This window comes from Pseudanabaena sp. SR411 (assembly GCF_002251945.1).
Lineage (GTDB): Bacteria > Cyanobacteriota > Cyanobacteriia > Pseudanabaenales > Pseudanabaenaceae > Pseudanabaena.
Genome location: NZ_NDHW01000229.1, coordinates 1 through 26,518 on the forward strand (window position 1 = coordinate 1; position 26,518 = coordinate 26,518).

The following is a 26,518-nucleotide window of genomic DNA, read 5'->3' on the forward strand; positions in this document are numbered from 1 at the left end:
CATTTAGGATTGCTATATAAATCTTTTGCGACAGTTAAGTTCTTTTTTGAGTTTATTACTCATCGACAAATCTTTAATTTTCCCAAGCTTTTTACCTATGGCTTTTTCTCATAACTCATTTAGGATTGCTATATACTGGAATTACTATCATCAAGGGGCTTTCATTGCCTCACTAATTAACTGACCAGTGCCCAAGCGTTACACTCGCCCATAATGACATCTTCCAAAGAATGAATGAGAAAGGGAAACTTAAATTACCTCATTTACAGGGAAGCGATCAATCATTTGTGCTGCTTGCTTAGCGGCTTGATAGATCTGTGAGGGCAAATTGGGAACATGGGGAATTTGATACAGTAAATCGATGGTGCGCCGCATTAAACGGACGATATCGCCTTCATCAAGGTTGGTATTTTGGCATAGTTCAAACCATTCCATTCCCAAAGCCCACTGCTCCACTAAGCCTGTCAGTTCATAATCTAACCATGCAGGAATATCGACTAAATGGCGGCGTTGGACTGGCATCAACTCACGGCGGCGATCGCGTAACCCATCAAGGGCATCTTCAACGGTGGGAGATAGACCAAACTTGATCCAGTTGTCGGGGCGACTATTTTCGCTGACGATCGCCGCGCAGACAGTGGCAAGATGGTGGGGGGCAAGGTTATCTAGTTCGCCAGATATTAGGCATATGGCTAGCCACAGTTCGTTTTCACCTCGCAGCGCTGCGACAACTTTACCTTTGTCGGTGGGTTGCGTATCTTCAAGGCAGCCATAGAATTGCAAGATGTTAACGAGGCTCATAAATTCTTGCCAATGTCTTTGTCGGCGTTCATTGACCACTTTTTGCTGAAACTCAATTTGGCGTTGCAATTGCTCAAGGCGATTTACTTTTTTGAAAACTGCACCGCGATCATTCATTTTCGAGACAGGATGTTGATTCATTTCTGACTCGATCGCCATCACTCGCGATTGCTGTTTAATTACTTCAGGTGCCAATTCTGGATCTGGTAATGGGGTAATTTTTTGGGCGATCGCGAAACTAGCTTCATCACCATCGATCGACTGTCCTGGTCTTAAGGGTAGCTTTGCGGGATATTCGATGTCACCATCCAACAATAAATCACTGCCAACTTGGACGATATCTTTGTAACCGACCGTATACCAACGATTATCACGCCCGAGACAAACAAACCAAGGGAATTGTCCAGAACCCTGAACTTTGGCTGCGAGAACGGTATGAATAATCAAACCTTTATTGGTGCGAATCGTGAGTGGCGAACCTGATAGCAAATAGGGTGCATAGGATGCCAAATCATTTAAGCGCATCTCTTCTGCTTGTTGAGCCAGCATTTTCAGGAGTCGCTTTTCCTCACGGAGGCGATCACGCAATTTGTCATAGACTTCCAACTGCTTTAAATCGATGTTCGCCAGATCATGCTCTAGCTTAGCGATTTGTTCCATTACCGATTCTAGGTTCTGGATTTGAGGCGCAAGATTTAGGTCGGCAAGATATTGCCCAAAACTGCGCTCAACTAGATCTCTCGCTTGATCGAGTGAGTGGGTTTGCAGCAGATTCATTACCATTCCGTAACTTGGCGCAAATTGACTAACTAGTGGATCAGCGCTAGAAGTTGCAAGATGAGCAGCTTCCTTTGCGCCTTCAAAGGGAGTCTGCACGGTAACAACATAGCCAACCTTATCCATACCACGTCGTCCCGCTCTCCCTGCCATTTGCAGAAACTCTGAGGCATTAAGTAACCGATGTCCGCGATCGGTGCGCTTGGAAATACTAGAGATTACGGTGGTTCTCGCAGGCATATTAATTCCCGCCGCTAGAGTTTCCGTAGCAAATACAACTTTAATCAAACCTTGCTGAAATAACTCCTCTACAAATCCTTTCCATGCGGGTAAAATTCCTGCGTGGTGAGCGGCAATACCACGATAGAGAGCATCAATATGAGCGGGCTTACCAATCTCAGGATTAGCGGCGATAAACGCATCAATTTGTGGCTTCAGTCTTAGTGATTCTTCTGCATTAACAAGGGAAACATTGCCCAAATCTGTAACCGATTTGTCGCATCCACGACGGCTGAAGATAAAGTAAATCGCTGGCAGCATATCACGCTGACGTAGATGTGAAATTACGGCTCCGATGGGCGGGACAATTTTATGCCTTTCTTCTTTGGATGGCGGCTTATTGGTAAGCGGTTTTAGGCGAGGATTAATCTTTTGGTTGGAACTATCCAGTAAGGGAAAAAAGCCTTTGTTATTGCAGAAAGAATGCTCAAGGGGAACAGGGCGAAAATCGGAATAGATTAACTCCGTATCACCATGCACTTTATGAATCCAGTCGGTTAGTTGTTGGCTATTTGCCACGGTTGCTGAAAGCGCGACTAACTGCACTTCGGCAGGACAGTAAACAATCGACTCTTCCCATACGGTTCCCCTCTGGCGATCGTTCATGTAGTGGCATTCATCTAGTACCACCACTTCCACATCGGTGAGGGATGTCCCAACTTCGCCAATCGGTGTGCCGTAGAGCATATTCCGAAAAATTTCGGTAGTCATTACTAAAATCGGCGCGTCACGATTTACAGATGTATCGCCTGTGAGCAAGCCAACATTATCATCACCAAACTGCTGTCGAAAATCGCGTAACTTTTGATTAGAAAGAGCCTTGAGTGGTGTGGTATAAAAAACGCGGCGATGGTCTGCCAATGCAGCATGAATTGCGTATTCCCCGATTAAGGTTTTACCTGAACCCGTTGGTGCACAAACAACGACCGACTTACCTGCTTGCAAGGCGGCGATCGCCTGTAATTGAAACGGGTCAAGTTCAAAGGGATATAGTTCTTGTGGGTCTATTGCTTGCACGCAGGTCTGCCTGAGTAAATATACTTGTAATTTAGAGTAGCAATTATGATGAAATGCTGATCTAATCTTCTATAGTAGCCTATTGCTAGAAGTTGCGAGAATAACCATAGGTCGATCGCCTCCAGCAATTCTCATTATGAAACCGATTTTGGTGTTTCCAGCGCCTTCGGCACTGGAAACACCAAAATCGGTTTTTTGAAAGCCAGCCGACAGCGGGCTTTCAAAAAACCGATTTTTATAATGAGAATTGCTGAATTGCCTCTCAATATAACTAAATCTAAAAGAGAAGGGTGGCGCTTTGCGCCACCCTTCTCTTTTGGATGAAACACCATAAAGTCAAGAGTTGGCGACATGATCACAGGATCAAACCAATCTGATTTGTCCCTAAGATCGCTTACTATATTTTCATAATGTTTTTGATGGCGCGGCTTTGCGGCACGATCAAAAATCGGTTGCTTATTTTATGGCAAATTTCTAATCCCAAAACATAAAATGGCTACGTTTTATGTTTTGAAAACCCTTGCTGAGTCTGGTTTTTAATTCACAAAAGTGTCGTCATACCTTTGTGAATTGGTACAAGGTATTTATGAGGTATTAAGTAGCAATGATTGATATTGGACTGACTCACATAGCCCTTCCTGTTGCGAATATTGAAAACAGTATCAAGTTTTATGCCACCTATGCAGAGATGCAAATTGTCCATCGCCGCATTGATCAAGAGTCTGGGGCTGAGGTGGTCTGGCTTAGCGATCGCACTCGTCCCTTTGTGATCGTACTTATCCAAACCAAATCTGTACAGCCTGTTTTATTACCCTTTGCCCATCTTGGTGTTGGCTGTAGGAGTCGAGAATCAATGGATGCTCTCTGTGCAATTGCTCGACAGGAAGGTGTATTAATACAGGAGCCAAAAGATTCTGGATATCCGATTGGCTATTGGACTTTTTTACGAGATCCTGATGGTCACACTCTAGAACTCTCCTATGGTCAAGAAATAGGTTTAATAGCCAAGCAAGATCCTTAAAGATCCAATCAAGAGAAAGCAAAATCTTATCCAGAATTTCTATATTTAAAAAGCCAAAACAGTAGAAGCCTCGCTTTGCGAGGCTTCTACTGTTTTGGCTCCTAGAGATGGTTCGCACCGCGAACCATCTCTAGGAGCCAGTTTGAAATTAACCCTAACTGAGGTTGTTTTTAGTTTAGTCAATAAAGGTAGGGCAAAGCGCTGCCTTTATTTTAGAAGCTTGCATTTACAGAGAAATATAAGCCTGAATCTTGTAAGTTATTACCAGCGTTAGAGACATTTACCAAAGGAATTCCATAATCAAGACGTAGTAACAAGTTGCGAATTGGTTGATAGGTCGCCCCTAAGCCAATTCCCAATAATGACTGCGTGGTGGAGTTGATGCCTGACGCGTTCCAAATTGTGCCACCTTCAACAAAAGGTAATAACTTGATAATGGATACACCTTCCTCATCGCGTACTACAGGAAATTGCAGCTCCATAGAAGCTTGCATTCCGCTATCGCCCGTAAGTTGACCTTGGCGATAGCCACGAATAGACTGAGGTCCACCAATACTAAAACGATTAAGAGAGAGTAACTGATTTCCTGAAAACTGCATATTTAGGCGCAAAAATGCCAAGGTATCTTTATCTTCACCTAGTCGTTGCACTCTCAAAACTTGACCGACCCAATAAAAGAATCTCCCATCTGGCGAATTATCATTGCGAATCGTTGCACCTAGAACATTCAATCCCATATTAAAAGTTGAACGTAATACCCAAGCTCCAACTGGATCGCGGCTGAGATAATCTTGGCTGAATCGCAAAACTCTTGACTGCGATCGCCCATCATCAAACTTGAAATTCTGGAAATTAAATGACCGATTGCCAAAATAGGAACCACTATTCTCAAAAGCTAAACTAACACCAAGCGCAAACTCTTCACGGGGCGATCGCGTTAAAGGTTGACGGTAAGCTAGCTCATAGGTTTGGGAATCTGTGAGAATATTTAAGCTATTAAAAGGTGGCTCAGTGATCGGGTTTTGACCTGCGGAAAAGTTAAAGCCTAGGGTTCCGCCTTGAGGATTAATCGGATATTGATAATTAAGTTGATAAACATCGGAGCTACCAGCACGGGTATACCCAACCAGAATTGAGTCACCATTACCTGTAGTGTTAAGCTCTTGCAGATTCACTCCAATCCGATAGATTCCTGTAGAAGTATTGCCATAGTTATCAAAAAATGGACGGATACTAAAAGATTTAGCCTCACTAAGCGTGATTTGCAAAATGCTTTGATTTGGTTGACTGCCAGTAGTCAAATTAGCTCTAATGTCACCGATTAAAGGATCAGATCTGAGTAATTGCAGGGCATCTTCTAAATGAGCAAAGTTGAGAGGTGTTGATCCTGCAAGTTGGATGCGATCGCGGATGTAGTCATCATTTAATCTACCTGCTACATTCCCAGCCCGTTTGACATCAACACGTTCTAACGCACCCTCTCGTACTTGAATTGTGACGACACCATCCTGAATATCTTGTGGTGCAAGGACAGCACGAGAAGTAATGTAGTTACGATCTTGATAGATTTGAGTGATTTTATCAGCAACTTCTTGTAATTGAGCGAGAGTAACTGATTTGTTTTGTAATGGTGCTATTAGTGCGGCAATTTCTACTGATGTAAGAATCCATCCTCCCACAATCTCAATCCGCTTAACTGGAATCAGAACTTCATTTTGAGGTGTTGGCAGTGGCGCTTCTGGTGGATTAGTGGAAGGTGATGACTGAGAAGGCGCAAGAATTGGACTCGTCGGTTTAGTTGGTAACTTTGGCTCTAGAGATTCTGGTGGACGAGTTAATGGCGAAGATATAGAGGGGGCTTGAGCGTAGATAGGTAAGCCAATTAGGTTAATTAGTAAACTTGGTATCGAGACAATCAGCCCCTTGCTACTAGATTTAAGTAGACCTTTTAAATTTTGATTCACCTTCACACCTCAAATTGACAATTTGTACAAATCTTGTTAAAAAATTGTTTTTTGGGGCAAAGCTACACCACAAAAAACAGTTCTGCGAAGCCCTAAATTACAACCAATTGCCCACCAAAATAAAAGATGACCAAAAGAAAGGATGTTTGATATCAGCATTTTCAGTACCCTTGGGCAAAGCGATCGCCGCAAAACCATCAACCCCAATAATTTGACTGTTCTCAATCTTGACTTTACCTTTTAACAAATCAAGTTGGGCTTGTCTTAAAGCCGTAGCCTTGCTAAGCGCATTGGGGAAAGACTTATAAAAGCTAATCATCAAAGGTGCTGTCCCCACATCGGAAACTGCCCACAGAGAGGCAAGAATGCTTCTAGCACCTGACTCTACGGCTAATCCACTAATACCAAGATTGTTGCCCACGGCAGTTTCACAAGCACTCAAAGTCAACATGTCTATCACAGGCTGGTCAAACCTTAGTCTGGGAATTTGATGCGATCGCAGCTTACCATCCCAGAATTGAATATAGGAATCCTTAGCGCGATCTTCTAAAAATTGACCATGGGTTCCTAAATGGAGAATTCCATACTTTGCCTTACCCCGTTGCGCTTGCAAATTGGCAACTGTAAAGTCGCGATCTAAAAATGTAGTTCCAGCTAATACCTGCGTACCAATCGTTCTAATTTCAACTTCTACTGCTGGCAATGCACTTAAGCCTTCTCTTGCCTCAGTTAGCCCCATGGCTAGAACACGGGTGTTTTGGCGATCGCGTTCTTCAAGTCTCGTTACCCGTAGAGCAGGAATATTTGCTGAAGCATAGCGCTCTACTAAGAACTGTTTACCATCATGCAGGGCAGCGGGGGGAATCACTCGTAAACCAGAGTCCATCACAAAAACAACTGTTTCAATTTTGAGAGCCTGTAATTGAGCATCAATTGGACGCATCACCCAGTCATAGAGTTTTTGGGCTTGCTCTAAATAGTCCAGTGAACTTGTATCCCGAAGACTGGCGCGATAATCCGTCAAAACTGTAATAATTTCCTCTTCGTTGGCATAGTTCGTGTAGCGATGAAAAGGCTTTCCCAGTTCTTTGGGTGGGATCACCAGAATTTCAATGCGATCATTTAGCATGATTGGGTAAATCAGTACAGAAGCACTACCTGAACGTTTTGAGACATCGCTAAGCAGATCTTGCGCTTGACTAATACTTAATGTGGGCGGATTAAGACTTTCTCCTAAGAAAATTCCTAGCTCAGAAACATAGGCTTTCTCGATCGCTTGAAATGCTTTTTCTAAGTTTTCTTCTTTTAAGAAGCGATCAACTTCCTTTTTCATGACATCCTTGATTTCGAGTAGATCTTGAGTCTCTATGTCAACGTTGTTTACATCGATCACAACTTTTGGCGGTGTGAATGTAGTATCACCTGATGGCGCGACCAGAATATTGCCTTGGGTAAAAAGACTTGTGCCAATGGGAATAATTTTGCCAAGAGCTAAGGTGGATGAGCCTGTAGTGACAATACCTGCGGTTCCGTTAGTACTAGAATTGCCAATCACAAATGGATTAAGTCCACCATGGCGCAGAAAGATCTGACCACCTGTGTTACCACTGTTACTAGCGGAACAAATACTCGCTCCTATACAAGATGCAAAGGGACTAGTAACAAATCCCAGCACTCTGATATTGCCGCCTGTTGAGGCTGCGAGGAAATTCCCGCCCTGAATCGATCCCGAAGTATTTGCCGAGTTAAAAATAATATCGCCAATGGGGTCAAGGATAATATTGCCGCCACTAGCAAGATCGCTGCTGGTATTGAGATTAGTAGTTGTAATGCTGTTACGAGCCACAAAAGTAATATTGCCGCCATTCCCATTAATAGAACTAGCATCAATATTGCCTATGATAGTATTAATCGCTCCATTAGTGCTAGTCAGATTGATTGTGCCGCCGCCTAAGTTCCCTGTTACCAGAATTTCCCCAGTATTAACGTTACCAGAAGCCCGAAAATCAACCGTTCCACCCAAACCATTGCCTCCATTAATCCTTGCTCTAACAGTCCCCAAGGTTGTATCAATCACTCCATTAGTACTATTAGCCGAAATTCTACCTGCGTTGCCAATAAAAGTACTACCTGCCGCAAGATCACTGGTTAGGATGTTCCCTAATGCTTGGAGGAATATACTTCCTGCATTTCCCAAAGAAGTCGTACTTAGTAATCCTGCGGTAGAGTTAATAGAACCTAATTGACTAACCAGACTAATTATTCCCCCATTGCCATTGCCATCAAATGTTCCAGCCGATATAGTCGCTGTAATAATATTATTTGAGGCTTGAAAGAAAACATTGCCACCATTGCCAATATTTGAATTTCCAGCACCGATCTCGCCCAAACTAGTATCAATTGAACCACCTAAACTAGTGAACGAGATCGTGCCGGGAATCCCATTCCCACCAAAAGCAATAAAGGAACCAACGGCTGCAAGTGGCGCAACGCCAGCCCCAGTTTTAATATTTCCTGCTGCTTGAAACGTAATGTTTCCGCTATTTCCGATGGTAGCAACAGCATGAACTCGCCCAGAACTAACATCGATTGCTCCACTCGTACTTGTTAAGGAAATATTACCAGCATTGCCAATTAGACCACCAGAGTTTGTTGCAATGCTGTAGGTGTTGCCAAACTCAGTGAAGGTTCCTGTCATTTGAATATTTCCACCTGCTTGGATCGTGATATTGCCACCATTCCCATTGGTAGTAGAGACTGCATCAATGCTATTTAGTCTGACATCTCGACCTGCTGTGAGATTAACATTGCCACTGTCGCCAACAATCGGAACTGTCTTGAGTCCTCTAAATCCGACAATATCTCGACCTGCTGTAAAGTTAATTGCTCCAGCATTTGTAGAGACATTACTGTTGACGTTGATATCTCTGCCAGCCTGAGCAGTCAACCCAACCCCAGACGCAATAATTGCCAATGGGGTATTAAAATTTATATCATTTGTTGCTTGTAAGGTGACATTCGTTACTGCCGCGTTAATAAGAGCTACATCTATCGAGTTTGCTCCAATATCAGGATCGCTGAACTGATCTACCTCATTCAAAGAAAAGAATGTACCACTACCAGCAATGATATTAATATCTGTTGGGTCAAGTAGTAGAGTTCCTGTTTTTCCATTGGTCGCCAAGGTGTCTACATACCCTCTATAATCAAGGTTCTGTTTCCCTGATACTTCCACAAAGCCTCCATCACCAGACAAAGTTCCACCCTTTGCAAGAATTGAACCTAGAAATCTTGTGGTTTGATTCGACCAAACGATCGCAGTGCCACCACTTCCACTCAAGAACGCACTAACATCAATCTTAGACTTACGATCTACAAAAGTTCTCAACGCATTTGGCGCTATGCCATTACCCTGAAAATTTCCACCAATTAAAACTGTCCCACCACCAAGCGCTCCCGATGCATCAATCTGAACATTGACCAATCCTACTTTTTCGCCAAAAATACCAATATTGCCAGCTTTTGAGTCTGGAGAAGATACATCAACTCTCCCAGATATGAGCGCCATCCCATTGGTCACCGCAACATCCGTAGGCGCAGGACTTGCAACTAGAGACAACGAACCATCGGCTTTAACAACCACCTGATTTGCTTCAGGCACTTTGCCTGTAAGTAATTCTGCAAGTTGGGGTAGTTCTGTAATCTTGCCATTCCAATTCGTAGGAATAGCATTACCTGTCACTTGCAATCCTAAAACTGCATCAGGCGATCGCAACTCAACTTGGCTATTTCCTGCTACAGCGGTTAAGGCTACATTTCCACTTGGAGCCGTTAATGTGCCTGTATTGATGATGCTGCCACCAGTGAAAGTAATGCTTTTACCAGTATCTACTGCTAAATTACCTTGATTGATCAGCCCCGCAGGTTGAGAGACAGCAAAGCGAATTGTTTTCGGATCGCCACTAGGAAAGCTGAGAGAATTTTTGTCAACGTTAAAGGTTCCACTATCAAAGCCTAAGCCTGTACCTGTCGTCGCATGAAATGAACCACCAATATCTAAACGGGCATTCTGTCCAAATACGATCCCATTGGGATTCATTAAGTAAAGATTTGCATTGGGGAAAGCTTGGCGGCTCTCAATTGTACCTAAAACCGCAGAGGGATTGTCACCTGTAACGCGATTGATAATGTTACGAACGTCAGCCCCATTTACCGCAGAGTTGCCAGTGTTAAAGGTTACGCCTGTCTGCGGTACGTTAAATTCACCAAAGCTATGATAGAGATTGCCTCCGTTGACAGTACCTGCTCCTGTTGGGGTGATCGCATTGCCATTTACTTGAGTCGCTGTACTGCCATCAACTGCAATCTGAGCTTGAGTTGCATGGGCGATACTTAAAGATACGATCGCTGACAAAATTAGACAAAATCTATTTTTCATTTAACTCATACCAGATTGAAGCTAATTTTAACTACTGTTAGAAAATTGAAATGAGAACTATTTACAATTCTCGCAATTGAAAATTATTAAGAAATTCTTTAATCGAAAACTATTAGAATTAATTCTATCTATTCAGAGCATCTAACACCAAATAAAATATTTGTGCAGCAATCTTGTTGAAAGTAATATAGCTGTCTCCAAATGTCTCAGGACATAAAACCCAAAAGAGAGTTGCGACGCAAAGCGTCGCAACTCTCTTTTGGGTTTTGATTTTGTCTTAACATGACTGGAGACAGCTATAAATAGATTGTCGGAAGATTATTGAAGGCAGTTTGAAGGTTAAATTACCATAGAGTATCTCAGCCGTAAAGAATTTTTTAATCAGCAATTTTTACTATTTGTTAAACAAAAGCTAAAAAATATATGTTTACTACATATTTTTTGGCAAACAATAGCAAGAACTCTGGGTACTGCTTCTGACCGCTTCCGTTTTATAAGAGTCGGTACTATAAAATAAAGGATGATCAAACCTTGGTCGTCACATATTTTTTAGAATTCAATATTTAAACATGGGTAGTACATTCGGGCAATTGTTTCGCGTCACAACATTTGGGGAATCTCACGGCGGAGGCGTGGGCGCGATCGTCGATGGATGTCCACCACAACTTGAGCTTAGTGAAGCTGATATTCAAATTGATCTCGATCGCCGTAAACCGGGACAGAGCAAAATCGTTACTCCTCGACGCGAAGACGATCGCGCTCAAATCTTGTCAGGAGTATTTGAAGGCAAAACCCTTGGCACACCGATCATGATTTTGGTGCAGAACAAAGATGCTCGTAGCCAAGACTATTCGGAAATGGCCGAAAAATTCCGTCCTTCCCATGCTGATGCCACCTATCAAGCAAAATATGGCATTCGCAATTGGCAAGGCGGCGGTAGATCTTCGGCAAGGGAAACAATCGGTCGGGTTGCCGCAGGGGCGATCGCCAAAAAAATCCTCAAACAAGCCGCAGGTGTGGAAATAATTGCCTATGTCAGACAAGTTAAAGACATGATTGCACCTGATATTGATCCAAATACAGTCACGATGGAACAGGTGGAAAGTAATATTTTGCGCTGTCCTGATCCAGTCATGGCGGAAAAAATGATTGACTTCATCGACAAAATCCGTCGCGATGGTAATTCTGTCGGCGGTATTGTCGAATGTGTAGCGCGAAATGTGCCAGTGGGTTTGGGCGATCCTGTGTTTGACAAATTGGAAGCGGATCTTGCTAAAGCGGTGATGTCTTTGCCAGCCAGTAAAGGATTTGAGATTGGTTCAGGATTTGATGGGGTTCACTTAACTGGTCGTGAGCATAACGATGAGTTCTATATGGATGGCGATCGCCTTCGCACCCGCACTAATAATTCTGGCGGCATTCAAGGCGGTATTTCCAATGGTGAAAATATCATTCTGCGGGTTGCTTTCAAGCCCACTGCCACGATTTTGTTAGAACAAAAAACTGTTTCCGTCGCAGGTGAAGAAACCACTCTCACAGGTCGCGGTCGTCATGATCCATGTGTATTGCCTCGCGCAGTGCCAATGGTGGAGGCGATGGTGGCTCTAGTATTGTGCGATCGCTATCTCAATCAAAAAACCGTTTCTCTATAAAATTACTATTCTCATCACGAATTGCGATCGTATATTTTTTGTAAATTGCGATCGCTTGGTTTATCTAGCTCGAAAACGCTGAATGCGTTTTAGGATATCGGCAGTAATCTCTTGAATTTCAGTAATATCGCTAGGTAGTAAATGTTTTTGCAATAACTTCCAAATTGGCTCTAATTCTGTAGGATATTTGAGAAGTAACAAAAGAATGTCATTTTCGTATATGCTGGCGCGATCAAATTTATTTTGTCGGTAAAGAGAAGGCAGTGCATAAAGTCTGAGAATTATCAGCCCTTCAACAGTGACACAACGCACAGTTCAATCGCCAAATTGCTTTGAGATTGCCTTGAGGTTGTACAGTTCTTGGCGATGTATTTGAAGAGTGTATTTTGAGTCAGTACAATATCTACTTGAAGATTATCAAAAGTTGCTCTGACAAAGTTTTGATGTAATTGCACAACACATAGAGAATAAAGAATCGAGAGGATTCAAAGCGATAAGAATCGACTCAAAAGCAGAAAAGCCTTGTCTTTTAACAGTATTGACAATCGAACGAACAGCTGCAAATAAGTCACGTTCCCAATCGGAGCGAAAACCATTCGTGACTTTTCTAAAAATGACACTCCAACGTAAAGCCTGTTCGCTGGAGTTATTAGTTGGTGGGATGGTGTGGTCATCCAAAAACAGAAATAAGTTTTCTCGTAATTCTATAGCCATGTAAGTTTTGCTTAGGACATAAAACCCAAAAGATGAGTGGCGGCGCTTCGCGCCGCCACTCATCTTTTGGGTTTTGATTTGTCCTAGCTATCTCTTACGTTGCTATAGATATCGCTTTTTTAATCTGAGTCCATCTTCCTGAGTCGGTAACAGAGTTAGAATAATGTCGAGGTCTCGATACAATCGACATCGGTATTGGTAATGGGTAAAGTCAGCTAAATCTGACCATCGCCTTCACAGTACAAAAGCTCGTAGCAGTAGCTTTTTCATTCTGCCAGAGAAAATATGGTCTCCTGCATCAATTCCATACTGACAGTCTCTCACGAACATGGTTAAGTTTTTCTAAAATCTTGGTTGCACCTTTGCGATCATTGAGATTTGCCGCCGTGACAACCACCATGATTAGCAAACCCAATGTATCAACAAGAATATGCCGTTTACGACCATTGACTAGTTTGCAATACCAGCCTCTTCTGGCGATGCTAATCGACTAGCGATTTTAGTTGACTGACTGTCAATACATCCAGCACTGGGCGTGGCTTCTCTTCCTTCACCGACGCGATACCATTTTTGCAATTTAGCGTTTATATCTTGCCATGTGTTAGTAATCCGCCAATGGCGAAAGTAATAATAGACAGTTTGCCAAATGGGAAAGTCATGGGGCAGCATTCGCCACGCACATCCTGCGCTGTTGATATAGAAAATGCCATTGAGTATGGCTCTAATATCTACTGTTCTTTTTCTCTCCTGTTCCTGCATCTGGAATCAAGTCTTTTACCAGTTCTCACTGGCTATCGGTTAAGTCGGTAGGGTATGCTTGTTTTGTTGCTTCCATGGGGCTGTCTTTGTTTTTTGTATATTGACAGGCTATACCTTTGGGAGTTTTTTTGCACTTTTTTACCCCGAAAAACTTCTCAAACACGCTCTAAGGCAGTGCCTCTATGGAAATCTCATGAATAGTGTGATCGATCCATTCAATCAGCATTTTTTCAATCATGACAAAGCCCTAGCAAATCTAACCTGTATCTCAGTAACCACAACAAAACTATCCGCTAACTGCTCCGCATAATTTTCTAATAAACTTTGTAAAACATTCTTAATTACGCAAAACCGATGCACCTAAATAGAGATGTCCTTTCGTCAAAAAGAGTAAAATTATTTGGCAAGCAATGGTCTTTAGATATACTTAGTACTTATGCAATATCCTCTCTTTAAAAGCTCGTCCCATCACTGGCTTACCAAATTAACCATCACCCTCGCGATCGCCAGTGGTGTGAATACTGCATTATTTGCCATGCCCCGCGATAGTTTAGCGCCCCTCAGCCAGGCGATCGCTACTGAGACAGTCGAATTACCTGCTGAAGCCCAGAAACTGGTTGGCACATGGCAACTAACAACACCTAACAATGAGTCAGAGCCATTCACGATGGTATTTACACCTGACGGCAAGCTTTATCTGATTCATCCCACCAGAAACATCGGAGTTACAGCAGAATATCAAATTAATTCTTTGAATGGAGAGACATATCTTGATGTTTTTCAGGGTAGTTTTGGTTCCCGAACAACTTTTTCGTTCAACTCGAAAGGGCAACTAATTCTCCAGCAATTATTTATGCCTGCGGCGATGCAGTATGCAAGCTACACAGGGAATTTGCCTAATATTGTCGGTTCTGTACTGATGCCGAATATGTTTCGACTGACGCGCATTTCCAATGACACAAAACTGGATGCAAATATCGATTTTCCTAGTTCGGTTTCTCCTGCTAGTCTTGCCCGACAAATTGAAGCTAAAACTTACGTGGGATCTATAAATCGATCTCATCAAGCATTCTTTGTAGAAAATGGATACTTTACTAACAAGCTGGATGATTTAAAGATAGGAATCAAGTCCGAAACGGAAAATTACAAATATCAAATTGTAGTCTTAGATAATAAGAAGGCAGTCCAACATATTGGTCTAGCTAAAACAGACAATTTGAAATCCTATACGGGTTTAGTTTATACTGCACCAGATCCCAACTCTAAGGATGTGATACCTATTGCGCTTATTTGTGAAAGTCAAAAGCCAACCCGTCAATTGCCACCCAAGTTCAAATTAACTTCTAATCCGACTTGCCCTGAAGAATATATCGATCTTTCTCGCTATTAATCAAAGCGGCGCAATACGCCGCTTTGATTAATCATTATTAAAATAGTTACTAAGAGAATGCCAAAAAAAGTTTTTATTACGGGTGCGAGTGGTTGTGTCGGTCATTATTTGATCGAGGAGCTTTTAGCAAAAACTGACTATGAGCTATATTTGCTGGTTCGCGATCGCCGCAAATTGCAAATTAATCTCAGCGATCGCCCGAATGTGCATGTAATTGAAGACTCCATGCAGAATATTGGCAATCATAAAGACTTACTGCGGACAATGGAATTTGTGGTGAGTACTGCCGCAGGTTGGGGCGGAGAAGAAGCCTTTGTGGTTAATCGTGATAAAACCATTGAGTTGTTTTCGATGCTCGATCCACAGGTTTGCGAACGGGCAATCTATTTCTCCACCGCTAGCATTCTTGATTCTCATAATCAGATTATTCGCGAAGCAGGGGAAATTGGCACGGCTTACATTGCTTCCAAGCACTCTTGTCTAGAGACTTTAGAAAATTCAATTATTCGCGATCGCCTGATTACTGTATTCCCCACTCTTGTTTTTGGTGGTGCTGCGGATAAGCCATACTCACATCTTTCCAAGGGACTCAAGGACATTCTTAAATATGTACCCTATGCGAGATTTTTAAAAACCGATGGTAGTTTCCATTTTGTCCATGCGATCGATATCGCTCAAATCGTTACGCATTTGCTGACTGCACCTTCAGTCCCGTCATCTCCTGCCCGTCTAGTCTTAGGAATGCAACGCTTAACTGTTCAGGATTTAATCTCACAATTTTGCGAACATTTGAATTTAAAGGTGGGTTGGCAGTTTGAATTAACTCCGTGGCTAGTGGATACGGTGATCAAACTATTCCGCATTGAAGTTGCTGAGTGGGATCGTTTTTGCATTGCCCAGCGCCACTTTACCTATGATGTCGTCTCTCCCGAAACCTTTGGTCTAGTTTCTAAGTATCCCCGTCTAGCGAATTTGCTTGCCGAGGTTAAATAAAATAAAAAAGCTTCCCAAAGGGAAGCTTTTTTATTTAGCCGATTCGCTTAGAGCGATTGGCTCGCAAATCTTGCTTTTGTTTTCTGGCTTGGGCGCGGCGATCGCTAGGTGTTGGCAGTCCGACAGGAGGCTCAACAATATTTACTTCATTGATAAAAACCAATCTGGCATCAACGGGTTGATTGAGCGTGTCGGTAATTTTCACGGCTTCAAAATCAGCATCGATCGCTGCAAATTCCGTCTCATTTAACCACGCATGGTATTTCTTGCGGAATTTAGGTTGTTGCTTCAGTTCCTGTTGCAACTGTTCGAGAGAACCTTCTGTCCATTGGTAATAGAGGTTTTTGCTGCGGATTTGAGTTTTGGATTCGGAAGTTTGTTGTGCGAGGGGATTATTTGCCCAAGGAATGCGGTGATCCCATGTGGCAAGTCCACCAGCGCGATCGCTTTCTAGAAGTCTCTCTAAAATTTGTAGATCAGAATGCTCTGTCACCCGTTCAGGGAAACGACAAAAGCTTTTAGTGAGATCGGTTTGCGAAGCCCGCAACAGATTCATGATATTGCCTTGGGCATAGCCGATCGCTGTTTGGTGATCGCGTAAAGTCTCCAATAAGCTGTGCAATTCACGTTGCAAAGTATCGACACTGCCATAGTGAGCTAAGAGTCGATTGGTCAGAGGTTGCAAGATGTGGCGAATCTGGGTTTCTCGAATATAGTCTTCGGCACGGTGTTGGACGAGGGCATAGCTCATTAGGAATTCGAGACTACGCTCGATCGCCGAGTTGTAAGCCATATCGATCAAGCGATCGGTCATATATTCCATTACCACGGGCTGCTGCGTAAAGCTATTGGCATTCTTCTCAATTAGCGATCGCCAGCGTAGAGAAATCACTGATTCCAGAATTTGGGACTTGGAAACCATTGGTACGATGTCTTGACGTAGATTGTCGGTGGTGATCGGTTCGCGCTCGATTGCTAACCAATACATGACCTGTTGCTCACGTTCCGAAAGGCGACCATATTGTTGATCGAGGAGATAACGAATATCGCCGAACACATTTGCATCTTGATCGAGAAACTCTTGAATATCACCATCGAACATGCTGTTAATCGAACGTGATACCACTGTCAGAGCGAGAGGATTTCCGCAGTAGAAATCGATCAGCTTGCGAGTTGCAGGGGCAATCGCCAATTCTGGTTGAAACATTTGCCGCGCTTCTTCCTTCAATCCAGCCAATTGCAGAGAACGTACCATGCGATCGCTACTATCGGGAGGCAAAACATCATGGGGTTTTTCGCGACTGGTCAAAATCAAGCAACTTTGATGACGTACTTCACCAACTTGACGGAACAGTTCGCCATAGCCCTCATAGCCTTCACTATATTGTCCTGTGGTTTCACCACTGCGAAGGATTGATTCCACATTGTCCAACACGATCAAGCAGCGTGATTGTTTTAGGACAGGAATGAACATACCCAAGAGACTGTTTAAATCTGGAGGCAAAGTGGCGATCGCTTGGTTGGTCAAAAAGCTGACCAGTTCAGCAAGCATTGTTTCTACGGTGGGCGCATTGCGTAGGGATTTCCAAGCAATCAACGTAAATTCTGATTGCACCTGTTCAGCAAGCTTAGTAGCAAAGGCGGTTTTACCGATACCGCCCATACCAAATACACCCAAAAGACGGCAGCGATCGCTAATCACCCAATTTTTAACTGTGGCTAGTTCTTCCGTACGACCATAAAAAATTGAAGTATCGATCGCATTGCCCCAGTCACAGCGCTTGGTATTTAGATCGGTAGCAATCGCCTCAGGATTGTGAGGATTGACAAGACTCAAAGGATTGTGAGGGTTGTGAGCGATCGTCTGATTTGACTCCTGTTGAAAAGCCGTAACCTGAAAATTCTTGGCTTGAGTCCGCACTACGACTTGGAGATTGTGCTTAGTCACCCGTTCTCCTAAGCCATCGGACAAGATTTTCCATAGGCGATAACCCACGTCACGAATATAAGAAGAATCGTATCCGCAAGTCTCAGCAATCTCAGCATAAGTCTTGCCATCCCATGTTTGGCGAAATACTTGCTCCTGAATATTACTCAGACGCTTGTGCTGTAGGGCTGCATCAACAATTGCGATCGCATCTTCAATAGTCATCGTGGTCATGGTCGTAACTCCTCTCAATTTAATGTCTCGGTATCGGATTAGTAATGCAAAAGTTGGGATTAACTTTAGGATTCAAATTTTAGAATTCAAATAAATGTTTTGCATTTGTTTGAATCTGTCTGGCGATCTAATGCGATCTAAATTTATCCGACAATTTAATGAGTCACATTTTTGTAATGACTAATTACAGCAATTGCAGATAGTTAAATCAACATATTCTTGTTTTTTCACGTTAGATAAATAACATATATTTTTGTATTTGCAATGCATTTATCCAGCTTTTTTCTAAATCCTGATTTAGTCTGACATTGGCTTGGATATGTACCAATTTTTTCTTGTCTTTTCTGATATATCTACATAAATAGAGGCTTTCAGGTGTTAGCTAATCCATACTCGCAGACAAACTCATCTTAAAATCTTGTTTTTGCAAACAAAAAATTTAAAAATCTTGTTTTATTTTTTGCAACATACTAGCGACTTAATCAATGACTTTCAAATGAAAATAATTTTCTGGCTAATACAATTAAAACCTCTAAACCACTCAATAAGTAGTGAACTATTTTTGTATTAGACAAATACAAAGAATTAAGCATCTTACTAATTAGTATTCTGGATTTTATTCATGTATTTACTGACAAAAAATACTATTTTTTCTGGTGTGCAAATTGAAATTTGAATTGTATTGTGTTTGTCAACAAGGGCTATTGCAGTTAATTTATACAACTTCAATCGACTTGTGACCGCTAAACTCACTTACCCTCACATAAAGAAATATTTAACTCTTGTATCACTGGTAAGTGCATATAGCAATAGGGAAATAATGTTTTCCGACAAAAAACGACTTTTCCTCATATAACCTCACAAACAGAGGCATTGAAACATGAGCGCCCCCCATCATTTGCCCCAACGTCACCTTCAATTAATACCGAATCAACCAAGCCAAAGATCGCCCCTAAGATCGCAGTTTGCGATGCGTCCCAGTATTGCCGATCGCTTTTCGCAGCTACTGCACGAAATCGAAGCATTTTTACTGGCTTGTACCTATGAGGAAATGTGTAGCTTTTGGAATGCGATCACCAATCTGCGCCAATACTTGCAAAAAAACTCTAACTCATCAGAAATGCCGCAGTTCCTCAATGGCAGAAGGCAACAGCGAGATTTTTGCCGCATTTTAGAGGTACTAGCGGATTTGCCATACCCCAAGCTGCACCTATCCAAGCATTTGGCTGAACGGGCCGATCGCCACACGCAGCATGTTTATCCTCACTTAGTAACACAGCGGTAATGGAGGAAATATGCAAAGTGATGCCTTCCCCACGCCACCGATCTATGCCCATCATTTTCAGCCTCGGTTGTTGCAGCAGCATGAAGCCGATCAACAGCAAGACAGCGATCGCCCTCTAAATCATTTACTAGATGAGATTGAGCTATTGATGACTGACTGCTCGATTGAGGAATCTCAATCCTTTTGGTCAGCCACTGATCGCATCAAGATCAAGCATCGCGTCATTGAGTCAATGCAAATGATCGAAAGCTTGTTTCTTGACTTAGCAAAAATCTCAACTCAAGACCCAGATCTAATCTCTGCGGTTTCTGAAAGCCTTCTCTACACAGGTAATTCGCGGGTGATTAATCATCAAGCTGGGCTTGATATACCGAATTTTCTCAAGCAACGAGCTTGTTAATTTCTTTAAATATTTAGATTCTATTCCAATTAACTCACTTATAACCAAGGTTAAAAACATGAAATTTTTACTATCTGTTCTTTCTGCTTCCGCTTTGCTGATTCCCTTTGCTTCCAGTGCATCTGCATACTCTCAAGATCCCCGCAGTTGCAGTGACCCTAGAACTCAATATCCGTCAAATCCCCCTTGTCAAAAGCAACAAAATTTACTTAACGTTTATTACAACAGAGTCAACTATTAGTCAGATAGAGCAGAACAGTTATGAGAAGAAAGCAGTTTCTTCAATTTGGGGCTGGGGCGATCGCACTGTTTACGTTGGATCGTCTTGGTCAAAATTCTGTTCAAGCTCAAGGTTCTTTGGACTTTGCCCAAGCATCTAGTCGTGAAAAATTATGTTCTCGCGTCCTCGCTGGCAGCATTGATCGGATTATGGGGGATGGTACTACCTCCGAAGTCCAACTTTTACGACTCCTAAGGCTCAATAAAGCACCTCTAAATCTCTATGGTGACTTACCTGCGATCTATCGCGAAGAGGCGGTGATCGAGGGCGTTAACTATGACATCGCATTTTGTCAGATGTGTTTAGAAACTGGGTTTCTCCAATTTGGTGGGGATGTTAAACCCGAACAAAATAATTTTGGTGGGATTGGGGCGATCGGTAATGGTGTTAGGGGTGATAGCTTTAGCGATCGGCGCATTGGGGTAAGGGCGCAGATCCAACATCTCAAAGCCTATGCCACCACCAAACCTTTAGTACAACCGCTAGTTGACCCAAGGTTTAGTCTTGTCAAACGTGGTACTGCGCCATTGCTGAGCCAGCTTTCAGGACAATGGGCAGAAGACACTAATTACGACAAAAAAATTATGGCAATTCTGCGTCGTCTCTATGATTTGTCTGGATTCTTTACATAAAGAAGGTCAGCGCTAAGTGCTGACCTTCTTTATTACGGCAATTACCCAAACTAAGAAAATCTTTAAAAGCTTTGCGAAGCAAAGCTTTTAAAGATTTTCTTAGTTTGGGTTTGAGCGCAAAGCGCTGTAATATCAAAAGCAAAAGCAAGGCACAGGTATCTCAATATGTAGCGGCGGATAACTGCGCCTTACGACCTGCTTCATTCTCATGGGGGAGCATGAATAATGAAGCATTTTTAAAATATGCAAAGATAAGGCGATCGCCAAGTTCGATCCACAAATAGTTGGTTGTGAAACCTGATACGCATATTCCCTTGCATATATATTTTTTTGGGCAAAACATTACATTGAGAAAATAGTCACGAAAGACTACTTCTAAGAACGTATTTGTTTGATTTGTTAAATTTTCTGCCTATTCCCACAAACACAATAGCATACAGCGCAAATCTCTGGGTTCGGACTTTAACGCTCAACTGCGCCCCAATGATAGCCATCTTAAAAGCTTGGGTTGGCAATACAAAGGCTGATTCTTGCAGTATGTATGCGATTCTCTGTTGTAAGCAATCACAGAATCGGGATTGATCGGAGCTATGTACTTCAAATTTGCTTTGACATAGCATTCTCCTAATTGATCAAAACTTGTAGGCTTAACGGGATAGGCTAATTCATTCTGTGACCCTTGAACGCGCAACCAAGGAGAACCTTCGCTATCTAAAACGATCGCATCAGTAGCAGCATCAGGTGGCTCTGCTCGACCTAAATTGATCGGTTCCTTAAAAACCGCAGTCATGATCGCTCCTCTGAGGATTTGTGACCTAATCTGTCCATTCGGTGTATAGCGACAATTTAAGGCATAGTCTTGTGGATCAGATCCTGTTGACTGCACAACTAGCCATTTACTAATCATATAGAAACCTCGATTACCACGTTGAAAGGCGGAGCTAAAGTCACCATTAGGGTTAGGGTTAGGGACTTCAGCAACTTGGGCGATCGCTGGATGAGCCAAAAATACAGAGCTAATAGAGCTACCAATCATCAACAGGAGAAATAGTTTACGCAAATTTAATCTCATGTTTTTATCCTTTGTTAGCGTTTACACCAGTTCACAAAAGTGTCTTCACACTTTTATGAACTAAAAAATAAACTTTCTTCCCAAGAATTAGCGGCGCTTCGCGCCGCTAATTCTTGGGTTTTGTAGTCATTTTATGTTTTGAACTAAGACGAGCATCGATAGAACGTAACCATGCGCTCTAAATTTTTATTTGGATCGCGTAGTAAAAATGGCAGATGACCAACGGGTGGTGACTTAAAGTTAGGTTGACGACCTTCGATATATTCCCAACGCGCAGTTTGGCGATCGTAGGCTGTATCGATCTCAAGTTCACCCGTTGGACTCAGCCAACCAATATTTTCGTATGTTTTACGAATATCTTTAGCAAAATCTTCGTAAATCTTTTTCTGGGTAGTTAATCCCTGCTTACCATTACTTGCCTGTGTCCATAGTTGATCGATTAAAACCAGATCTGCACAACTAATCCGATTAAATTCATCGGGATGAAATGTCCCATCACGATCAGATTGACTTCCTGCTGCTTTGAGAAGTAATAGATAAGTTTCATGATCGGCAGCTTTCCAGTTTTTTTCTTGGAGATAGAGGGTCAGTTGCTCATAGCTGGTTTTGCGATCGGGAACAGGTGCGGCGGAAGGCTGAACTAAAACAGAAGGTGAAGGTGAAGTGGAGGTAGGTGTGGTGACAGAAAGACTAGGAATGCTATTAGGTAGAATGTTGCTTTTGAAAGGATTCCATCCTGTAGTTAACAAATAAGCTCCACCAGCTAATGCTAGCAAAGCGATCGCTGATGGCAATAACCAAGAATTTGGCTTAATATCTCTATCGTCGGTAATTCTAGGAGAATCTGTACTTAATTTCGGGAGTTTTGCCATATCCCTTAAGACTTCATCAACTGTCTGATAGCGATCGCGCGGATTGCATCGAGTCATCCGATCTAAAACTGCGGCAAATTCGCGGCTGACCTTGGCATAGCTCCGCCAGTTAATTTCATTATCGCGATCTCTTGGAAATTGACTGGGATGTTTGCCTGTCAAAGCTTGTAGAGCGACCATTCCCAAAGAATAGATATCACTGCAGGATACCGATTGACCACGCTCTTGTTCGTAGGACATATATCCAGGTGTGCCAATGGGCAAGGTTACCCTTGCTTTGTGGTGGGCGCTAGCAACTTCCAGTTGAACTTGTTTGACAGTACCAAAGTCAATTAACACTAGCTTGCCATCACTATGACGACGGATCAAATTGCTAGGTTTAATATCTCTATGAATGACATTGTATTTATGGACAAATTGTAGGATTTCTAAAACTTCTTTGACGATTTGGGCAACCCGCGCCTCAGCCATTTGACTACCTGGGGACATTTCCTTACTGAGTGGATGTCCTGCAATAAATTCTTGAACAAGATAGAATTCTTTATTCTCTTGGAAATATGCGTAAAGTTGGGGAATGAGATCATGCTTTCCCAATTCCTGCAAGGTTTCAGCTTCAGCTTTAAATAGTTCTAGAGCCTTTTGGGTAAAAACAGGATCGTCAATGGTGGGATTAAGATGTTTGACGACGCATTGGGGATTTTTGGGCAAGCGCGTATCTTCCGCAAGGTAAGTTTGCGAAAAACCTCCTTCAGCGAGTTCTTTGACAATGCGATAGCGGCGATCGAGTAGCTTGCCTAACATACTGGCATTATACAGCGCTTTGCACTCAAACCCAAACCAAGAAATTTTTGAAAGTCTTGCGAAGCAAGACTTTCAAAAATTTCTGATGGTTCATTTAATCGGCAATTACTGTAAATAGGTTCTTAAGATTTTGCTAAAGCGTCTAGTGTTAGGTTTATCTTCAGGAAGACTTGAACTTTTAATTGGCAACTAGTTGCACGGCTAAAAGTGTAGTCCTATTCATTACAGGAGTAGACCAGCATGGCATCACTTCACCAACCACTATGGGCTTTGTCCTTTGAAGAGGTATATCAATCTTTAGGAACTACTGCCAATGGATTGTCTCAAAATGAAGCTCAACAGAGATTAGAAAAATTTGGTGCAAACGAATTACCTGAACCTGCCCATCGTCCATTGTGGCTGCGGTTTGCCGATCAGTTGACGCATTTTATGGCTCTGTTGCTATGGGTAGCAGGAATTCTTGCCTTTATTTCGCGTACCCCTGAACTGGGCTGGGCAGTCTGGGCGGTGATCTGGATTAACGCGATATTCAGCTTTTGGCAAGAGTTTCAAGCAGAGAAAGCACTATCGGCATTGAAAAAAGTCTTGCCGATGCAGGTGAAAGTTTATCGAGACGGAGAATTAAAACAAATTCCTGCAAGAGAATTGGTGCGTGGCGATGTCATGCAATTGGAAGAAGGCGATCGCATTTCCGCAGATGCACGGTTAATCTCTGCCGAAAGTTTATATCTGGATGTCTCCGTAATGACAGGGGAATCCTTGCCTGTGGCTCGAAGTCCTTTCCCTGTGAGACTACGTGAAGCAGTTTCCATTCGTGGCGGTAAAACCATGCTGCGTCAAGGCGAACAACCGATGCAAGAAAAAGTAAATCCCTCAGAAATCGCTAATCTTGTGTTGGCAGGTTCGACCGTAGCCGCAGGTCGAGCTGTAGCGGTGGTCTATGCGACGGGTTCCGAAACTGAGTTTGGACAGGTGGCGCATTTAACTACGGTCGTAAAGCGCGAACCCAGTACGCTAGAAATCCAAGTAGCGCGGATTGTAAGGCTGATTACCGCGATCGCCCTCGGTATGGGCGCAACTGTATTTGCCCTGAGCTACTTGCTGATTGGGATGGATGTGACTGAGAGCTTTATTTTTGCGATCGGGATTATCGTCGCGAATGTCCCTGAAGGTTTATTGCCGACGGTAACCCTTGCTCTAGCCCTTGGTGTAAAGAGAATGGCGCGACGTAATGCGCTTGTCAGAAGACTTTCCGCAGTCGAGACTCTGAGTGCGACTACGGTAATTTGCACTGACAAGACTGGGACATTAACTAAAAACGAAATGACCGTGCGCTATCTGTGGCTACCGACAGAGCCAACGCAAGCTGATCATCCAAATCCCAAGCCTGATGATGTTAATGATGTACTCACTAACAGGCTAATTGAAGTTACAGGTGCTGGTTACGATCCCAGCAGTGGCAAGGTGAATATTCCTCCCGATTCGGAAACTGCCTGGAAAGCCAAGGTTTTGTTAATTGGTTCGGCGCTTTGCTCTAATGCCCGTCTGGTACATCTCAATGCGCCGAGTCGTTGGCAAGAAATTGGCGATCCCACCGAGGCGGCGCTCCTAGTGGCGGCAGGAAAAGCAGAACTAAATTTAGAAGAGTTACAAAAGCAATATCCACGCTTACGCGAACTTCCCTTTGATTCGCGCCGCCTAATGATGACCGTGGTTTTGCATTGGCAAGATTCCGAACTATGGTCAAGTCCATCTCCCAATCTTGCTTTCACTAAGGGTGCACCATTAGAAGTTCTCAAACATTGTCATTGGATTTTGCGCGATGGCAAATCTCAGGAATTGACCCATGACTATTGGGATGAAGTTGTCAGAGCTAATGATGACTTGGCAAGGCAAGGATTTCGAGTGTTAGGGCTAGCCGCGCGACAAGGCGGACAGGAACTGCTCGATCTCAAGGCTCAGGAGTTAGAGCAGGATCTGATCTTTATCGGATTAGTTGCCATGTTCGATCCACCGCGTGACGAAGTACCAAAGGCGATCGCCCAATGTCATCAAGCGGGGATCAAAGTGACGATGGTGACTGGTGATTATGGACTGACCGCCGAAGCGATCGCCCGTCAGATCGGACTAGTCAGCGATAAAGTGCGAGTGGTTACGGGTGAAGGCATGGGACATCTCTCAGACGCACAACTAAAGCAAGTGGTGAAATATCGTTATGGACTGGTATTTGCGCGGATGTCGCCTGAGCATAAATTGCGATTGGTGCAAGCATATAAAGATATTGGTGAAATAGTAGCGGTAACAGGTGATGGGGTGAATGATGCCCCTGCCTTACGAGCTGCGAATATCGGCATTGCGATGGGACAAAATGGTACGGATGTGGCGCGGGAAGCGGCGGATATTGTGTTAACTGATGATAACTTTGCGACGATTGTGGTGGCGATCGAGCAGGGTCGGGCAATTTATCAGAATATTCGCAAGTTTATGACCTATATCCTTGCCTCAAATGTGCCAGAAATTGTGCCGTTTCTAGGAATGGTCGCCTTCAAGATTCCGCCTGCGCTCACGATTTTACAAATTCTGGCCGTAGATTTGGGTACTGACATGGTTCCAGCCCTTGCGCTGGGAGCGGAAACTCCCGAAGCAGGAATTATGGATCGTCCACCCCGTCCTAAACAGGAATTTCTGCTCAATGTTCCCTTATTAATTCGCGCCTATCTATTTCTGGGCGTAATTGAGGCAGTTCTCTCAATGTTGGGATTCTTTATTGTCTGGTGGAGCTATGGCTACTCGCTAGCAGATTTGCAACAAGTGACCCCGATGATTCTCAATCATACTGCCGATCCCACGGTGACAGGCATCTATCGCCAAGCGACAACTATGACTTTAGCGGCGATCGTGGCTTGTCAAGTTGGTAATTTATTCGCCTGCCGTTCGTCTTGGGGTTCTATCTTCCGTCAATCCTTAGCAAATAATAGTTTGCTCTGGTTAGGAATTAGTGTGGAATGTGTGGCTCTCTTTGCCTTTATCGACTTCCCTCCCTTTAGACAAGTGTTCGGAACTGCTTCACTAACCAATTGGCATTGGTTGCTGTTGCTAGCCTGTCCACCTATTTTGATTGGTTTGGAAGAATTACGTAAGTTGTTCCTGCGTGCTAGAAGGCGGAAACATTCGCGATCGCTATGATTTGGAGTGCGATCGCCTATGCGT

At 43.1% G+C, this 26,518-nt stretch carries 20 protein-coding genes; 9 read left to right on the forward strand and 11 right to left on the reverse strand.

The window, feature by feature from the left end; genetic code table 11:
- Positions 1-249: 249 nt before the first annotated feature.
- Together B9G53_RS23945 and B9G53_RS23950 are read right to left on the reverse strand one after the other, a co-directional pair.
- Positions 250-2,874 (reverse strand): RNA helicase, encoded by a 2,625-nt coding sequence (locus B9G53_RS23945; protein WP_094535952.1) that lies wholly within the window; start codon positions 2,872-2,874, stop codon positions 250-252.
- Positions 2,875-3,008: 134 nt separating this feature from the next.
- Entirely contained in the window at positions 3,009-3,233 is a 225-nt protein-coding gene (locus B9G53_RS23950; protein ID WP_141211879.1) for a hypothetical protein, read from the reverse strand.
- A gap of 245 nt (positions 3,234-3,478) precedes the next feature.
- Between B9G53_RS23950 and B9G53_RS23955 the strand changes: the two genes are divergently transcribed.
- The gene (locus tag B9G53_RS23955; protein ID WP_094535954.1) at positions 3,479-3,895 is read left to right on the forward strand and encodes a VOC family protein; all 417 of its coding nucleotides are present in this window, start codon (positions 3,479-3,481) and stop codon (positions 3,893-3,895) included.
- Between the two features lie 212 nt (positions 3,896-4,107).
- Here B9G53_RS23955 and B9G53_RS23960 read toward each other — a convergent pair whose 3' ends face one another.
- Both B9G53_RS23960 and B9G53_RS23965 read right to left on the reverse strand, forming a co-directional pair.
- Positions 4,108-5,859, reverse strand: coding sequence for a ShlB/FhaC/HecB family hemolysin secretion/activation protein (locus B9G53_RS23960; protein WP_254923788.1), 1,752 nt, complete (start codon positions 5,857-5,859; stop codon positions 4,108-4,110).
- Between the two features lie 97 nt (positions 5,860-5,956).
- Positions 5,957-10,297 carry a CHAT domain-containing protein gene (locus tag B9G53_RS23965; protein WP_094535956.1) on the reverse strand — a complete coding sequence of 1,447 codons (4,341 nt, stop codon included), beginning with the start codon at positions 10,295-10,297 and terminating at the stop codon, positions 5,957-5,959.
- Between the two features lie 569 nt (positions 10,298-10,866).
- Here B9G53_RS23965 and aroC point away from each other — a divergent pair.
- The gene (gene aroC / locus B9G53_RS23970; protein ID WP_094535957.1) at positions 10,867-11,949 is read left to right on the forward strand and encodes a chorismate synthase; all 1,083 of its coding nucleotides are present in this window, start codon (positions 10,867-10,869) and stop codon (positions 11,947-11,949) included.
- 60 nt (positions 11,950-12,009) lie between these two features.
- On the opposite strand, the gene B9G53_RS23975 is transcribed toward aroC, so the two are convergent.
- The 4 genes from B9G53_RS23975 to B9G53_RS23990 form a co-directional block, all read right to left on the reverse strand.
- The gene (locus B9G53_RS23975) at positions 12,010-12,261 is read right to left on the reverse strand and encodes a hypothetical protein (protein WP_094535958.1); all 252 of its coding nucleotides are present in this window, start codon (positions 12,259-12,261) and stop codon (positions 12,010-12,012) included.
- Between the two features lie 105 nt (positions 12,262-12,366).
- Positions 12,367-12,663, reverse strand: coding sequence for a transposase (locus B9G53_RS23980; RefSeq protein WP_254923789.1), 297 nt, complete (start codon positions 12,661-12,663; stop codon positions 12,367-12,369).
- Positions 12,664-12,961: 298 nt separating this feature from the next.
- Entirely contained in the window at positions 12,962-13,063 is a 102-nt protein-coding gene (locus B9G53_RS28770) for a hypothetical protein (protein ID WP_254923790.1), read from the reverse strand.
- Between the two features lie 50 nt (positions 13,064-13,113).
- The gene (locus tag B9G53_RS23990; protein ID WP_094535960.1) at positions 13,114-13,422 is read right to left on the reverse strand and encodes a transposase; all 309 of its coding nucleotides are present in this window, start codon (positions 13,420-13,422) and stop codon (positions 13,114-13,116) included.
- A 436-nt stretch (positions 13,423-13,858) separates the two neighbouring features.
- Here B9G53_RS23990 and B9G53_RS23995 point away from each other — a divergent pair, with 436 nt between their 5' ends.
- Both B9G53_RS23995 and B9G53_RS24000 read left to right on the forward strand, forming a co-directional pair.
- Entirely contained in the window at positions 13,859-14,812 is a 954-nt protein-coding gene (locus B9G53_RS23995) for a type IV pilin-like G/H family protein (protein ID WP_094535961.1), read from the forward strand.
- 57 nt (positions 14,813-14,869) lie between these two features.
- A complete protein-coding gene (locus tag B9G53_RS24000) occupies positions 14,870-15,805 on the forward strand; it encodes an NAD(P)-dependent oxidoreductase (protein ID WP_094535962.1) in 936 nt (311 codons plus the stop codon).
- A gap of 34 nt (positions 15,806-15,839) precedes the next feature.
- Here B9G53_RS24000 and B9G53_RS24005 read toward each other — a convergent pair whose 3' ends face one another.
- Complete coding sequence (locus tag B9G53_RS24005) at positions 15,840-17,966, reverse strand: NB-ARC domain-containing protein (RefSeq protein ID WP_094535963.1); 2,127 nt, start codon at positions 17,964-17,966, stop codon at positions 15,840-15,842.
- An 880-nt stretch (positions 17,967-18,846) separates the two neighbouring features.
- Between B9G53_RS24005 and B9G53_RS24010 the strand changes: the two genes are divergently transcribed.
- Genes B9G53_RS24010 through B9G53_RS24020 form a run of 4 tightly spaced genes read left to right on the forward strand, consistent with a single transcriptional unit; the run spans position 18,847 to position 20,563 of the window.
- Positions 18,847-19,251, forward strand: coding sequence for a hypothetical protein (locus tag B9G53_RS24010; protein WP_094535964.1), 405 nt, complete (start codon positions 18,847-18,849; stop codon positions 19,249-19,251).
- A gap of 10 nt (positions 19,252-19,261) precedes the next feature.
- Entirely contained in the window at positions 19,262-19,651 is a 390-nt protein-coding gene (locus tag B9G53_RS24015) for a hypothetical protein (RefSeq protein ID WP_094535965.1), read from the forward strand.
- Positions 19,652-19,709: 58 nt separating this feature from the next.
- The gene (locus B9G53_RS26990) at positions 19,710-19,892 is read left to right on the forward strand and encodes a hypothetical protein (RefSeq protein WP_141211880.1); all 183 of its coding nucleotides are present in this window, start codon (positions 19,710-19,712) and stop codon (positions 19,890-19,892) included.
- Between the two features lie 20 nt (positions 19,893-19,912).
- A complete protein-coding gene (locus B9G53_RS24020) occupies positions 19,913-20,563 on the forward strand; it encodes a glucosaminidase domain-containing protein (protein ID WP_141211881.1) in 651 nt (216 codons plus the stop codon).
- Between the two features lie 469 nt (positions 20,564-21,032).
- Here the strand turns inward: B9G53_RS24020 and B9G53_RS24025 are convergent, their stop codons facing one another.
- Both B9G53_RS24025 and B9G53_RS24030 read right to left on the reverse strand, forming a co-directional pair.
- Positions 21,033-21,635: a hypothetical protein gene (locus tag B9G53_RS24025; RefSeq protein WP_094535966.1), complete on the reverse strand. Its 603-nt coding sequence runs from the start codon at positions 21,633-21,635 to the stop codon at positions 21,033-21,035.
- 143 nt (positions 21,636-21,778) lie between these two features.
- Positions 21,779-23,308 (reverse strand): GUN4 domain-containing protein, encoded by a 1,530-nt coding sequence (locus tag B9G53_RS24030; RefSeq protein WP_094535967.1) that lies wholly within the window; start codon positions 23,306-23,308, stop codon positions 21,779-21,781.
- A 240-nt stretch (positions 23,309-23,548) separates the two neighbouring features.
- On the opposite strand from B9G53_RS24030, the gene B9G53_RS24035 reads away from it, so the two are divergent.
- The gene (locus B9G53_RS24035) at positions 23,549-26,494 is read left to right on the forward strand and encodes a cation-transporting P-type ATPase (RefSeq protein ID WP_094535968.1); all 2,946 of its coding nucleotides are present in this window, start codon (positions 23,549-23,551) and stop codon (positions 26,492-26,494) included.
- The last annotated feature ends 24 nt before the right edge of the window (positions 26,495-26,518 follow it).